A 13,047-nucleotide genomic window follows, 5' to 3' on the forward strand; every position below is an offset into this window, starting at 1 on the left:
TCCTATAAACATGGTCGAAAAAATAATACCATTAATCCTATACTTAATGTTGCAAATGCTGCAGCTAGGAAGCCGCCCACAGCGACCCAGAGAATAAAGGAGTTTGGGTTATCCTTTAATTCTGATAACCGGAGCTTTTGCCAATAACCTAAAGCTAAATAGAGTTGTAATATAGTTGTTATTAACGTACTAACTAGTAAAATACTATTGATCCAAGTAAAGGAATCTACTATTGCAGGAGGCACAATTGCACAGGCAACTGATAATGCACTGTAGATAAAGATAAACCAGATACTCCAGATAACTAGCCCAATAATAAGTGATAAAGGATGTTTATGCCATGACATTAACTTCTCTCCAAAGCTAGGGGTAATAAGACGATGGCAATGTAGGTAATCCAGAATGTAATTAAGGTATATAACCACCATCCTTCAACTACAACGAGTTCATAAAGTGCTTTTTTATTGATATAGCCATAAGCTACGCGAGCAGCAAGTTGTATCGTAATGAGAGTAGCTAAACAGCTATGGATTAGTTGATAAATAATCATTACTGTAATGACGGCATCATGGGCTGTTTGGGTGGGGTAGAGTTTCGCACTAATTAGTACCCAGACTAAAATAGCAGTTTGAATAAAGCCGATAAAACTTAATCCCCATAATTTAATTTGGAGATGAGCAATTTCGAAACGACGAATTTGACGAATTAAATAGGTAAATCCTATCGATGCTACCGTTAGAAATAATCCACTAATAAAGAACGCACTCTTTTCTAAATGTACTTGCTCAGGTATTTTCCATTGAGGTGCTGCCGTCCATAAATACAGCCAGCCAAATAGCAATGACATGTATAAGGCGCCGTTTGCAAGCAAACTCGTATTCATACCCCAGAGGCCAGGCCCATTTAAGGTACGTGAGTGTAGTGGTGGATCATTAGGTAGCGTTTTTGCATCAGGGGCGGCTTTTGGGTGAGTGCCATTTTCCCAAGCCCAGCGGAATAAAAGTAAGAAACAAACCAGTGAATTAAATAAAGCTAAATTGTAGTTACGTGATATAAGAGCAATGCAGGCAGCCCCGATGGCCAAAGCTGTAAAAAAGGGTAGCCAAGAATTACCAGGCAGGTGAATAATTTCACTGACTTTTCCAGTGATAGGATCAGTTCCCCAAGTTTCTCGTCTACCATGACTTGCAACAGCCAGAGCATGCTTTCCTTCGGCAATTGTTTTAGGAAGGGTTGGAGCATCCCAAAGTGGATGACGTGTTGAACAGTCTGGTAAGCTTATAAAATTATAAGGGTTAGGCGGTGTTGCTGTAGCCCATTCTAGGGTATCAGCATTCCAGGGATTTGTTTTTGCTGGTTGGCCAATGTAAAAATGTAAAAAGAAATCAAGCAAAATAGTTGCGATGCCAGCAGCCATGATAAATGATCCAATGGAGGAAATGAGATTAGGCATATCCCAGCCTAATCCTGAATCATAGGTGTAGATTCGACGAGGCATTCCTAAAAGGCCAGTCCAGTGCATAATCAGGAATGTTACATTAAAACCGATGAACGTTAACCAAAAACCCCAAGTGCCAAGTTTATCTGATGGCATACGACCAGAAAAATGTGGCAGCCAGTAATAAAGGCCAGCAATTAACGGGAAAAATACACCACCAACAATCACATAATGGAGGTGAGCAACGACAAAATGTGTATCATGCACCTGCCAATCAAAAGGTACTAACGCTAACATCACACCGGTTAATCCGCCAATGACAAAGATAATTAAGAATCCAACGACCCAAAGCATAGGTAGGCGATAAATAGGCCGGCCAGCTAACAGTGTTGCTATCCAAGAAAATAATTGGATGCCTGTAGGGATTGCCACTAGCATACTAGCTATTGAAAAAAATGCTTGGGCCAATTGAGGAATACCTACTGTGAACATATGGTGCACCCATAAGCCGAAACTAATAAAGCCTGTCACAATAGTGGATAGGACAATCCATCGATAACCAATGATAGCTCTTTGGGCAAAAACAGGAATTAGAGTAGAAATGATCCCCGCCGCTGGTAGAAAAATAATATAAACTTCCGGGTGGCCAAAGAGCCAAAATAAGTGTTGCCAAAGAATGGGATCGCCTCCCCTTGTGGGGTCAAAAAAGGGCATGCCAGCTGCTCTTTCAAGTTCAAGTAAAATACTGCCTAGAATCAGTGGTGGAAAGCCAAATACAATCATTAATGCCATAACCAAAATGTACCAGCAATATAGAGGCATTTGATGTAACCCCATCTGCGCTGTACGCGATCGGATAATAGATACAAATAATTCAACACCTGCGCTAACAGCAGAAATTTCTACAAAGGTAATCCCGATTAACCAGAAGTCTGCATTTGGTCCAGGAGAGTAAACTGCATTGGTTAGTGGTGTATACATAAACCAACCTGTGTTAGGAGCTACACCAAGGATCAGGCTGAAGGCTAAAATAATACCGCCAAACAAATAACAAAAGTATCCAAATGCACTTAGCCTTGGAAAGACTAGATCGCGTGCACCTAACATTTTAGGTACTAAGTAAAGTGCCATACCTTCCATCATGGGCACAGCAAAGAGAAACATCATTACTGTTCCATGCATGGTAAAAAGTTGATTGTAAATCTCTGGGGTTACAAGCGATTGCTGAGGAAGAGCAAGCTGAGCTCTTAATATCATGGCCAGTAAACCGCCAAATAGAAAAAATAGTCCACCTGTAACCATAAAACGAATACCAATTGTTGTATGATTTACGATGGTCAATGCGTACCAGCCGCGAGGGTTACCCCAAACTTTATTAAATTCATCATGAATAGAGGTTGAGTTATTAATAGTTGTTTCATTCATTAGAATTCATCTTCCCTGTTTTGCTTGAGGTGTTACTTGGATAAGAGCTGTTTGCTTACTACTTGCCCAGGATACAAAGTCTTGGCTGTTATGAGCATAAACTTTAAGTAGCATTTGCGCGTGAAATTTTCCGCAAAATTCAGCACACTGAGCACGAAAAAAACCAGCTTTTGTTACTTGAAGGCGCATAATGTTAGTATAACCAGGGATCATATCGATTTTTCCACTAAGTCGCGGGATCCAGAATGAATGAATCACATCTTGACTTGTGGCATAGATATCAATAGCACGGCCTACAGGTAGGTGTAATTCATTGATAAGCTTTATCCTTTCATTAGGATAATGAATTTCCCACCACCACTGATGGCCTATCACCTCAATTTTTAATGGTTGCTCGCCATGTACTGGCAGAGGTTGTGCCCGATGGCCTACAGGGATACCAAAGATAAGTAAAAGTATAATGCTGACAGAGGGGAGTAAAATACCGCCGCTAATAATTAGGGCTCGATGCGATCGATTAGACTGATTTTCTTGTAACTTAGGGCGCATCGCGTAGAGCCATAGAGCGACAATCCCTACTACAATAATGCTAGAGTAGATAAACATCCCCCACCAAAGGTAAGAAATCTCTCTTGCAGCAGGTCCGGCGGGATCCAGCGTTGATTGCGGCCCACTACAGCCTATTACTGTAAATAAAAAAAGAATGAATAGTGGCATGATTTTAGTTAATCTAGTAATAAATAGAAGGAATAAAAAAAGGATATTTTGCTGATGCCAGGACCTATTATTAGCCGTATGGCCATTGCTGGTCATCCAATTCATCCAATGTTGATTCATTTTCCTGTTGCAGCTCTGATTGGAATACTTGGTACGGATAGTGCCTATATTTACACCCATGATTTTTTCTGGGCAAGGGCAGGTATTTGGCTTGCTGGAATAGGTGCTTTGGGCGGTGCTATTTCGGGCTTGGCTGGCTTGGTTGATTTGATAGTTGTAGCACGCATTCGAAGAATGATTACTGCTTGGTGCCACGCTATTCTTGCAGTGATGATGCTGTCTTTGGCTTCGCTTAACTGGCTGTTTCGCTTTAAACACCTGACTGATTTGATGCCTTGGGGACTCTATCTGACGCTTTTGACTGCCGGAATGATTTCTTTGACTAGCTATTTGGGCGGTCGGCTGGTTTATGAGTATGGCGTGGGCGTGGATTTGCCGACCAATACGTAACATCCGATGCCACATTTCTAAGCAGTTTCTAAACATAAGGCTTGGCCAAAACAAGCCAGAGGATGGCAATAATTAGTATTGCAGAAATTAAACCTACTATGAGACAAGGTAGTAGCCTAGGCTTCTCCGGCATTTTTTCAAGTCGGAGGATTAACCAACCATTAAGGACATGGCAGATAACTAACCCACTAACTAATGTAAGCTTCATGATAAGCCATGCTGCGATTAGTTTCATTTTTAAAAATATAATAGTTCCTGATATGACTGCTATAAGTGCTGTTGGAGTAAGGATATGGGTAAAAATTTTGCGTGGAACATGGATGTAAGCGCTATGAACTTCACCTTGTTGAATAGAAGCAGTAGCTATAAGTCCTGGCAGGTAAAGAAGAGAACCACACCAACCAAGTAGCGTTGATATATGTAGTAACAGCATCCAAAGCATAAAAATCCTTTTAGACAACCATTTTCTATAGTTAAAAACTATACTTTGTTGGTTAAAATTGATTAACCGTTTATAAGTAAATGCATAAAGTATTTGTTCTTATTAACAGCTTTATTACAGCTCTTACATAATCTGTATTTTTACTATATTGCTTGCATCGCAAACGCTTGTAGAGTGCTCATTTACACGCTGTTCCTTGAAGCCCTTGCTTTTGGCACTAGAGTAATATTTAGAGAACGCTCTACCTATTAAATACGTTGTTAAATGGTTATCGGAACAATTGTAAAGGAATTACTGCTTACTGCAAACCCTGCAAGTGACTTAAAGTAGGGTGATTTATATAAGTTATATTGTTTTAGTATTCTTGCTGCTTGAGATAACTCCTTAAGGTTAGCAATTCGCCTTTTGATTGATTTGTGATAATGAGTTCTTTGGAGTAAGCGCTGCTGTTGGTTAGTTAATAGGGATAATACAATTTAATTATCAAGTTGGAAGAGTTTTAAGGTTCCTAGCTAAATTAATGAAACTGTTCTAGGCTTTAATGCAGGTATTTAAACAAATACAGGCAATAAATATATTCTAAATATGCTTGGAAATTAGCAAAAAATTATCCATCTTCGCAACACCTACAAATGATAAGCGAGAAATAAAAGTGCGATAACTGTACACATAGAAAAGGAATTCAGATGGTACATGAGAATAACAAACCTATTGTCCTTATAACCGGATCCTCAGGAAATATAGGCACTATATTAACAACCGCTTTGAAAAAAGACTATTACGTTATCGGATTTGATCGAGAAAAGGAGTCTGCTGATATTGTCATCGATTTAGCATCAGAATCATCTATCAATCAAGCCTTTCAAACATTTAAACAACGTTATGGGACAAAAATTGCTGCCGTCATCCACCTTGCTGCGTATTTTGATTTTACGGGCGAGGATTCAACTTTATATGAAAAAGTCAATGTTAAGGGAACGAGAAGATTGCTCCAAAAGTTACAAGATTTTGAAGTTGAGCGATTTATTTATACCAGTACAATGCTTGTTCATGAGCCTTGTAAACCAGGTGAGAAAGTTAGTGAAGTTACACCTCTTGGCCCTAAGTGGGTTTATCCTGAATCAAAACTCAAAGCCGAACAAGTGATTGAAAAAAATCACGGCCATGTTCCTTACCTGATTTTAAGACTTGCTGGATTGTATAACGATAGTAGTTGTGTGCCCACGCTTGCTCATCAAATAAAGCGCATTTATGAGCGTTCTTTCAAAAGTTATCTATATGCAGGAAATATAGAGGCCGGACAGTCTTTTATTCATGAAGAGGATTTAGTGAGTTTAATTAGAAAATCCATCGAGCATCGTTATGATTTACCTGAAAAAGAGGTCATTCTTGCAGGTGAACCCGTCGCGGTTAGTTATAAAGAATTGCAACACTACATTACTGATCTGATGCATAATGAGAAATCTGAGTTAATAAATGTGCCTAAGCCTATTGCTAAAGCTGGCGCATGGTTGGAAGAAAAAACAGAATTCCTTATCCCAGATGACTTCGATCAAGGCCAAAAACCTTTTATAAAACCTTTTATGATTGATTTATCTTCGGATCACTATGATTTGGATATCGCAAGAGCTAAGGAAAAGCTCGATTGGCAGCCAAAACATCAAATAAAAAAAGTTTTACCTAACATTATTCAAAATTTAAAAAACGACCCTGAAAATTGGTATGAAAAAAATAAAATTCCAGTTCCAGATTGGATGCAAACTATTCAAAACCAAGATCCTGAAAAAATACGCAAAGCTTATGAAAAGGAATTTCGTCAAACCCATCAAAATTTTCTTTGGGCTCATTTTTTAAATATTGCTTTGGGATTTTGGCTCCTTAGCTCCCCGTTCACTTTAGGCTATGAGTCTTATCTAATGAGGCTAAGCGATTGGATAAGCGGGGGGTTACTTATTGTTTTAGCCTTTATATGTTTATCTTGGCGATTTGCCAGAGCAAGATGGATTTGTGCCCTTGTTGGACTTTGGGTTATCTTTGCTCCCTTAGCTTTTTGGGCACCGACAGCGGCTGCCTATTTGAATGGAACACTGGTAGGATCGCTTATTATTGGTTTTTCCGTTTTAGTACGTCCTGACATTGGTGTCGCGCCTAATGCTGCTATGGAAGGATCTCAAATTCCTGATGGCTGGGATTTTTCACCTTCTAATTGGTCACAACGCATGCTAATTATTATTCTCGCATTTTTTGGACTACTTATCTCTCGATATATGGCAGCCTATCAATTAGGACATATTGATGGCGTTTGGGAACCTTTTTTTATGGGCTATGCCAATAATCCAAAAAATGGAACAGAAGAAATTATTACCTCTTATCTCTCAGAAGCCTGGCCTGTCCCTGATGCTGGCTTAGGTGCCTTTGTCTATATCCTTGAGATTCTCACAGGAATTATTGGTGGAGCAAATCGTTGGCGAACCATGCCTTGGTTAGTCTTGCTCTTTGGCATTTTAATTGTTCCCTTAGGTGTTGTATCTATTACTTTTATTATCATTCAACCCATATTGTTGGGTACATGGTGCACCTTATGTTTAATTGCCGCTAGCGCTATGTTGATACAAGTTCCTTATTCTCTTGATGAATTGATCGCAACTAGCGTTTTTCTCTGGCGTCGCTGGAAAGCTGGTCGACCTATTTTACGCATTTTGTTTGTAGGTGATGTAGATTCTGAAAGTGAAAAAAGTCAGGATGAAACTAATTTTGAACGCCCACCCTTAAAAGTTATTAAAGATATAGTAAGTGGAGGGGTTAGTTTCCCTTGGAGTTTACTGCTTTGTCTGCTAGTAGGTTTTTGGCTCATGTTTACACGATTAACGTTAGATTCTACAGGAAGTATGGCAAATGCCGATCATATTATAGGCTCTTTAGTGATTACTGTAAGTGTAATTGCTTTTGCAGAAACCGCGCGCTCCTTACGATGGATTAATCTTTTTTTTGGCCTTTGTTTGTTGTTTACTCCCTTTATATACGAAGCCAATCTTTTGCAAACTCTATCTAGCCTACTGTGCGGAGGGCTCTTGATTCTCTTAAGTTTCCCTCGAGGAAAAATTTATAATTCCTATGGTGAATGGGACCAGCTTATTATCTAGGTGTTTTGAAATTCCTATACTCTTTTGATAGGCAGCTCAGTCATTGTTTAAGGTGCTGAGCTTATGTTCTCTATATTGGTCCTTTTACTATCCACTAAAATAGCAGACTCCTTGGGCTTGATGGTTTTGCCTTTTTTCAATACCAGTAATTTATTTATTTCAACGCCTATAAATAAGATCTGTGAGGTGAAATAAAACCAGATTAAGATAATAATCACAGAACTGGCGGCGCCAAATATTGAAGCTCGGCCACTGTTGTTAATATAGTAGCTAACAATAAATTTTCCTAAAGTAAATAAAATAGCTGTAATAAAAGCACCCATCCCTACGTCCTTCCAGTCAAGAATAACGTCTGGTAACACCTTAAACAGCATGGTAAAAAGTAAGGTAATAATAAGAAAAGAAATGATATAGTCTAAGATCATAAAAAGGTATATACTGCCACCAAATATTTGGATGAGAAAATTACTCATTGCGGCAAGGGCAACACTTAATGTCATAGAGACTAACAGGAGAAGGGCAACCCCTAGGACCATGCTAAAAGATAGGAAACGATCTTTAATAATATTAAACCATCCTCGACCAGGTTTAGGCATTACTCCCCAAATTCTATTTAGTCCATTTTGAAGTTCAGCAAAAACCCTAGTGGTACCAAAGATTAAGAAGGCAATTCCAATGATCTGAGGCATCTTACTAGTACCAGTTCGTTGGCTATTTTCTATCATAGTTTGAATTTGCAAAGCAGCTTTTTCTCCTGCCAAGCCGGAAATATGATCTAAAATACGGCCTTGTGCGGCAGCTTCTCCTAGAAAGAAACTGATGAGAATAATACAGATAAGCAAGATTGGTGCGAGTGAAAAAATAGTATAAAAGGCCAATGCTGCGGATAAACTGGAAACCCTATCTGTACGCCAAAATTTAAATAATTCTTTAAGTGACTGCCAAAAACTTGCAATGTTCATAATTTACTTCCATTGTAAATGGTACTATTTTAGACCCCTTTATCAGACTTGCGAATCATTTATAGTTACGCGAGACTACTAGCTGTAACAAGCCCTAACCATGATGTCACTAATATAATTAACTATCTGATTTGCTTAGAAAGATTATATCGTTGTAAATTTGCTCTTTTATGGCGCATAAACCTCAGGAGATTAGTGTTTATGCTTTCAAATTACATTTAATTTAAAACCACCTTGCAAGCCATTGGAAAGCAGTTGTTAATAATAAAATTAAAGCCATAAAAGCCATTCCGATACTTTCAATTAAAGTAACTGTTGATAAAGGAACATCTAAATTTGAACCCATATATGGGGAATTAATGTCTAGTCCGGTTTTTAATGCATTAATTGCCCCGATGCTGCTAAGAGTTAATAAGACCACGGTAAGTAGGTAAGTCAGCACAGGAATGAAGAAAGACAAGTATAAAAGGCCTAATAATAACTCGAGAAAAGGATAGACATAGGCATATAAGCGAATACGCTTAGCTAAAATATCATACATTGTGAAGCCTTGAACAAACTTTACAGGGTGAAATAGTTTAACGGTACTGAAAAGTACAAAGAAATTACCCATAAAATAATGTATCCAGACTCTCATGTCGCCATTAATATGGGCGTTAATAGCAAATGCAGATAGCATAGAAACTAATATTAATAAGAGCAAAGGCCAATATTGTTTAATTGATCTTTTTTTTGGCTCAGTATCCATCGTTCACTCCTTGAACTTTAAAGTAAGAGGCAACTAATACTCTGTTAAAATGTTGAAATAATAGAGTATGAAAACACTATAGTTGCTTTGTTGTAACCATTAATAAATTTTTTTAAACTTTATACTATTTTAGATTATTGCCTATTAGCAAAAGAGATTTATATACTTTTAATCCTCCTAATAGGAGCATAACTTTACAATCAAAAGCTAAAATATTTATCTCACAATATTATAGATTATGTTAAATCCTAAATTACTTTCATATTGCTTAAACCTCCTAACTGTGCTTATGCTTGCTTACCTTCAATTTAAATGCTTTAGTATGAAATTGCTATTAACTCGATTAATGAGCTAGTACACTAATTTTTATTTTTAATGAATAAGCTTATGACCAACTCAAAATCATTTTATAATCTAGAAACATTGGGCGGAATTTTACTTTTTATCGCTGCGGTCATAGCAATTTTAATCGCTAACTCACCATTTCGATCTATCTATGAGCATATATTACAAGTAAATGGCGCGGTAAGTATAGGAACATTTTCTATTAGAAAGCCTTTGTTATTGTGGATTAATGATGGCTTAATGGCTATTTATTTTTTGTTAATTGGTCTTGAGATTAAACGAGAAATTAAGCGAGGCGTATTAAGCGATAAACGTAATCTCGTTGTCCCTGTTATCACGGCGTTAAGTGGATTATTACTGCCTGCTGCTATTTTTGCCTACTTTAATGCGCATAACTCGATTTTCTTACATGGCTGGGCAATACCTACGGCCACTGATATTGCTTTTACTTTAGGAATTGTTTCTTTATTAGGTTCTCGTGTACCGCTTTCATTAAAGATTCTACTGACAGCCATCGCTATTTTTGATGATATTGCAGCTATTGTTATTATTGCTATTTTTTATACGAACAAATTATCTTTGGTTTCGCTGTCCTTCGCATTGTTATTTACTTTAATTTTAATGGGCTTAAATTATTTTAAATACCGTCGTATATCGTTATTTATGGTCGTTGGGGTTGCGCTATGGATTGCGGTTTTAAAATCAGGGGTTCATGCAACATTAGCAGGCATAGTGATTGCTATGACAATTCCAGATGAGGGCAAAAGATCGATGCTTACTCGTCTTGAAAATAGTCTGCATCCTTGGATTGTTTTTTTAATTCTGCCTCTCTTTGCTTTCGCTAATGCAGGTGTGAGTTTTATTGGACTTGATAGGGCTATGTTTATGCATCCTATTGTTTTAGGAATAGCCTTGGGTTTATTTGTTGGCAAGCAAGTTGGTATTTTCTTATCGTTGGGTTATTTTGTTAAATTTAAAAAGCTTCTTAAAAAAGATAATATTAACCTTAAGCAAGTCTATGGGATTGCGCTAATTTGTGGGGTAGGCTTTACGATGAGTTTATTTATTGGCTCCTTAGCTTTCCAAGATAATAATCTGCATCTAATGCCTATGGTAAAAATTGGCGTGGTGCTTGGCTCTCTAATGGCAGGAAGTATGGGTTTTATTGTTTTAAGAAATGCAAGGCCTTCGTTAGCTTAAGTTATTTTCTAAATGGTTCTAAGTAATTAATTTTAGCTTTATAAAGTGCTGTAAGCGATTGATTAGATTTTACCGGTAAAACACTTAATCTCCCATTTGTTTCTAAAATTACTGCTTTGACTTCTTCTAAATCACTTATACCAAATACCCTGATTTCGCCTAAAATATCTTCTTCACTAATCCTGACAGACTGCATGGCTTCCTTAATAAATTCACCATCAAAGAATAATAGCGTGGGATCAGATTTAACCCAAGTACGTATTTTTTTAAACCGTGTGGTGATATAAGAGATTAAGCTTTGTAAAAGTACTAAGCAAAACAAAGCTAAAATACCTTGCGTAATACTGACTGTGTTCGACAAAATTGAAGACGCTAATGCCGAGCCAAGTGACACAGTTATTATGAAATCATAAATGTTTAATTTAGATAAAACTCGTTTACCAGCTAAACGAACAAAAAAAACTAGCGCGGTAAAATTAATAAGTGCTGCTAAAATTGTTTTGTAGAAAACACTCCAATTCGCTAACCACATAGATATCCTTTTATAAAAGTTGTTAGACTCCACAGACAAGCCTAAGCTAGATTAAAATGGCGTTAGGTATTATTCTAAGTAGTGCTGCTGTTCTATTGCTATCTTATCTTTTATTCTAATTTAATCTAAGTTAAAGGAATAACGTTGAACAAGCAAAAATTTATTTATCATTCAGCTCCCTTATTTTTTTTGTTCTTTCTTTTTACGGCATCTTCTTTTGGCCAAGAAAATTCGTTACCCAATTCAGCGCAGGATATCGTTGCAAAACCTGCAGAAGAAATTACCAAAGTGGATGTAAAGCCTATTGCGCGTGATAATGACATCAAAAAGCGGCTTGAAGCGATACTTGAAGCAACTAACTGGTATATACGACCAAAAGTTAGTGTGACTGATGGCGTTGTCTTTCTTGAGGGAGGCGCTACGACAACTGATCACCGAAAATGGGCGGAGAATCTTGCCCGAAAGACGCAGGACGTTGTTGCGGTCGTTAATCGGATGGAAATTGTTGATCCTTCAATATGGGATATTCAGCAGCAAATTGGCGCAGGTTTACGAGAACAATGGCGCCATTTTGTACGAGCGTTACCATTCTTTATTTTTGCTCTATTGATTATAGCGATTGCCTGGGCTGCAGCTCACTTTATTGCAAAACTTATCCGTAAAACTTTGCATTTTCGAGGTATACATCCGCTTTTAGCCGATGTGGCTGCGCGTGCTGTAGTATTCTTATGCCTCACAATAGGGCTTTATCTGATTTTACAACTTTTTGGCTTAACAACCATTGCGCTGACTCTAATTGGAGGTACTGGAGTTATTGGTATCGTGCTAGGTATTGCATTTAAAAATATTACCGAGAATCTTTTGGCAAGTATTTTACTTAGTATACAAAAACCTTTTAATAATAACGATCTAATTGAGGTTGCAGATATTACCGGCTATGTACAGGGGCTTACAATTCGCGCCACAATATTGGTAACGGAAAATGGGCACCAAGTACAAATTCCTAATTCTACAGTCTATCAAAGTAATATCACAAACTTCACTAAAAATCCTAAACGCCGTGAAAGTTTCTTAATAGCAATTAGCTGTCATGAAACAATCTCACTAGCACAAGAAATAGCGCTAAAAACTCTAAACCAACATCCTGCGGTCTTAAAGGAGCCTGAGCCATTAGTGTTGGTCGATAGCTTGGCAGTGGGCCTAGTAAATATACGTATTTACCTTTGGTTAGACAGCCGAAAATATAACTGGGAGAAGGTAAGATCATCAGCTATTCGTTTAATAAAGCGCGCCTTCCAGGATGCAGATATTTCTATGCCTGGGCCAGGTATGAATTTAAATATCGGTAAAGATACAATTATTAAAGTTCAAGCGGCTGAGGCTGCATCTACCGTACGAAAAGATGAGATACAGACAACGAAAGAAGAAGGGATGATTGCAACGCATGCTGAAGGGGAGCTTCGTAGTGAGGTGGCTGAAATGAAAAAGCAAGTTCGCCAACATAAAGCCATTGATCAGGAACATAACCTCTTATCTAATAATGAAAGCAATGGCAGTAAGGAAAAAGCAGCTCTTTAAAAGAGAA

11 protein-coding genes are annotated in these 13,047 nt (G+C 37.7%); 4 read left to right on the forward strand and 7 right to left on the reverse strand.

Features of this window, described 5'->3' with window-relative positions:
* Positions 1 to 2: 2 nt before the first annotated feature.
* From E1P04_RS10180 to coxB, 3 genes are read right to left on the reverse strand one after another with little or no spacing between them, the layout of a single operon-like run.
* The gene (locus E1P04_RS10180) at positions 3 to 347 is read right to left on the reverse strand and encodes a hypothetical protein (RefSeq protein WP_131782803.1); all 345 of its coding nucleotides are present in this window, start codon (positions 345 to 347) and stop codon (positions 3 to 5) included.
* Positions 347 to 2,863 carry a cytochrome c oxidase subunit I gene (gene ctaD, locus E1P04_RS10185; RefSeq protein ID WP_131782804.1) on the reverse strand — a complete coding sequence of 839 codons (2,517 nt, stop codon included), beginning with the start codon at positions 2,861 to 2,863 and terminating at the stop codon, positions 347 to 349. The genes E1P04_RS10180 and ctaD overlap by 1 nt, the downstream gene beginning before the upstream one ends.
* A gap of 6 nt (positions 2,864 to 2,869) precedes the next feature.
* Positions 2,870 to 3,580, reverse strand: coding sequence for a cytochrome c oxidase subunit II (coxB, locus tag E1P04_RS10190; protein ID WP_207386010.1), 711 nt, complete (start codon positions 3,578 to 3,580; stop codon positions 2,870 to 2,872).
* 54 nt (positions 3,581 to 3,634) lie between these two features.
* Here coxB and E1P04_RS10195 point away from each other — a divergent pair, with 54 nt between their 5' ends.
* Positions 3,635 to 4,090 (forward strand): DUF2231 domain-containing protein, encoded by a 456-nt coding sequence (locus E1P04_RS10195; RefSeq protein ID WP_131782806.1) that lies wholly within the window; start codon positions 3,635 to 3,637, stop codon positions 4,088 to 4,090.
* Positions 4,091 to 4,118: 28 nt separating this feature from the next.
* On the opposite strand, the gene E1P04_RS10200 is transcribed toward E1P04_RS10195, so the two are convergent.
* A complete protein-coding gene (locus tag E1P04_RS10200; RefSeq protein WP_131782807.1) occupies positions 4,119 to 4,532 on the reverse strand; it encodes a CopD family protein in 414 nt (137 codons plus the stop codon).
* 686 nt (positions 4,533 to 5,218) lie between these two features.
* Here E1P04_RS10200 and E1P04_RS10205 point away from each other — a divergent pair.
* Entirely contained in the window at positions 5,219 to 7,675 is a 2,457-nt protein-coding gene (locus tag E1P04_RS10205; protein ID WP_131782808.1) for a vitamin K epoxide reductase family protein, read from the forward strand.
* A 47-nt stretch (positions 7,676 to 7,722) separates the two neighbouring features.
* Here the strand turns inward: E1P04_RS10205 and E1P04_RS10210 are convergent, their stop codons facing one another.
* Both E1P04_RS10210 and E1P04_RS10215 read right to left on the reverse strand, forming a co-directional pair.
* Complete coding sequence (locus E1P04_RS10210; RefSeq protein ID WP_131782809.1) at positions 7,723 to 8,637, reverse strand: YihY/virulence factor BrkB family protein; 915 nt, start codon at positions 8,635 to 8,637, stop codon at positions 7,723 to 7,725.
* A gap of 223 nt (positions 8,638 to 8,860) precedes the next feature.
* Positions 8,861 to 9,385 carry a MauE/DoxX family redox-associated membrane protein gene (locus E1P04_RS10215; RefSeq protein ID WP_131782810.1) on the reverse strand — a complete coding sequence of 175 codons (525 nt, stop codon included), beginning with the start codon at positions 9,383 to 9,385 and terminating at the stop codon, positions 8,861 to 8,863.
* A gap of 387 nt (positions 9,386 to 9,772) precedes the next feature.
* Between E1P04_RS10215 and nhaA the strand changes: the two genes are divergently transcribed.
* Positions 9,773 to 10,930 (forward strand): Na+/H+ antiporter NhaA, encoded by a 1,158-nt coding sequence (nhaA, locus tag E1P04_RS10220; RefSeq protein ID WP_131782811.1) that lies wholly within the window; start codon positions 9,773 to 9,775, stop codon positions 10,928 to 10,930.
* Position 10,931: 1 nt separating this feature from the next.
* Here nhaA and E1P04_RS10225 read toward each other — a convergent pair whose 3' ends face one another.
* On the reverse strand, positions 10,932 to 11,462 hold the full coding sequence (locus E1P04_RS10225; RefSeq protein ID WP_131782812.1) for a DUF421 domain-containing protein: 531 nt from the start codon (positions 11,460 to 11,462) through the stop codon (positions 10,932 to 10,934).
* 144 nt (positions 11,463 to 11,606) lie between these two features.
* Between E1P04_RS10225 and E1P04_RS10230 the strand changes: the two genes are divergently transcribed.
* Positions 11,607 to 13,040: a mechanosensitive ion channel family protein gene (locus E1P04_RS10230; RefSeq protein WP_131782813.1), complete on the forward strand. Its 1,434-nt coding sequence runs from the start codon at positions 11,607 to 11,609 to the stop codon at positions 13,038 to 13,040.
* Positions 13,041 to 13,047: the final 7 nt, after the last annotated feature.

The sequence above is a fragment of the Legionella gresilensis genome (genome assembly GCF_900639865.1).
In the GTDB taxonomy this organism is placed as follows: domain Bacteria; phylum Pseudomonadota; class Gammaproteobacteria; order Legionellales; family Legionellaceae; genus Legionella_C; species Legionella_C gresilensis.

Excerpts from the sequence above, each read along its gene's own strand:
- E1P04_RS10205 (WP_131782808.1), top strand. The coding sequence starts at position 5,219 with ATGGTACATGAGAATAACAAACCTATTGTCCTTATAACCGGATCCTCA.
- E1P04_RS10195 (WP_131782806.1), top strand. The coding sequence starts at position 3,635 with ATGCCAGGACCTATTATTAGCCGTATGGCCATTGCTGGTCATCCAATT.
- E1P04_RS10200 (WP_131782807.1), bottom strand. The coding sequence starts at position 4,532 with ATGCTTTGGATGCTGTTACTACATATATCAACGCTACTTGGTTGGTGT.
- nhaA (WP_131782811.1), top strand. The coding sequence starts at position 9,773 with ATGACCAACTCAAAATCATTTTATAATCTAGAAACATTGGGCGGAATT.
- ctaD (WP_131782804.1), bottom strand. The coding sequence starts at position 2,863 with ATGAATGAAACAACTATTAATAACTCAACCTCTATTCATGATGAATTT.
- E1P04_RS10210 (WP_131782809.1), bottom strand. The coding sequence starts at position 8,637 with ATGAACATTGCAAGTTTTTGGCAGTCACTTAAAGAATTATTTAAATTT.
- E1P04_RS10225 (WP_131782812.1), bottom strand. The coding sequence starts at position 11,462 with ATGTGGTTAGCGAATTGGAGTGTTTTCTACAAAACAATTTTAGCAGCA.
- coxB (WP_207386010.1), bottom strand. The coding sequence starts at position 3,580 with ATGCCACTATTCATTCTTTTTTTATTTACAGTAATAGGCTGTAGTGGG.
- E1P04_RS10215 (WP_131782810.1), bottom strand. The coding sequence starts at position 9,385 with ATGGATACTGAGCCAAAAAAAAGATCAATTAAACAATATTGGCCTTTG.
- E1P04_RS10180 (WP_131782803.1), bottom strand. The coding sequence starts at position 347 with ATGTCATGGCATAAACATCCTTTATCACTTATTATTGGGCTAGTTATC.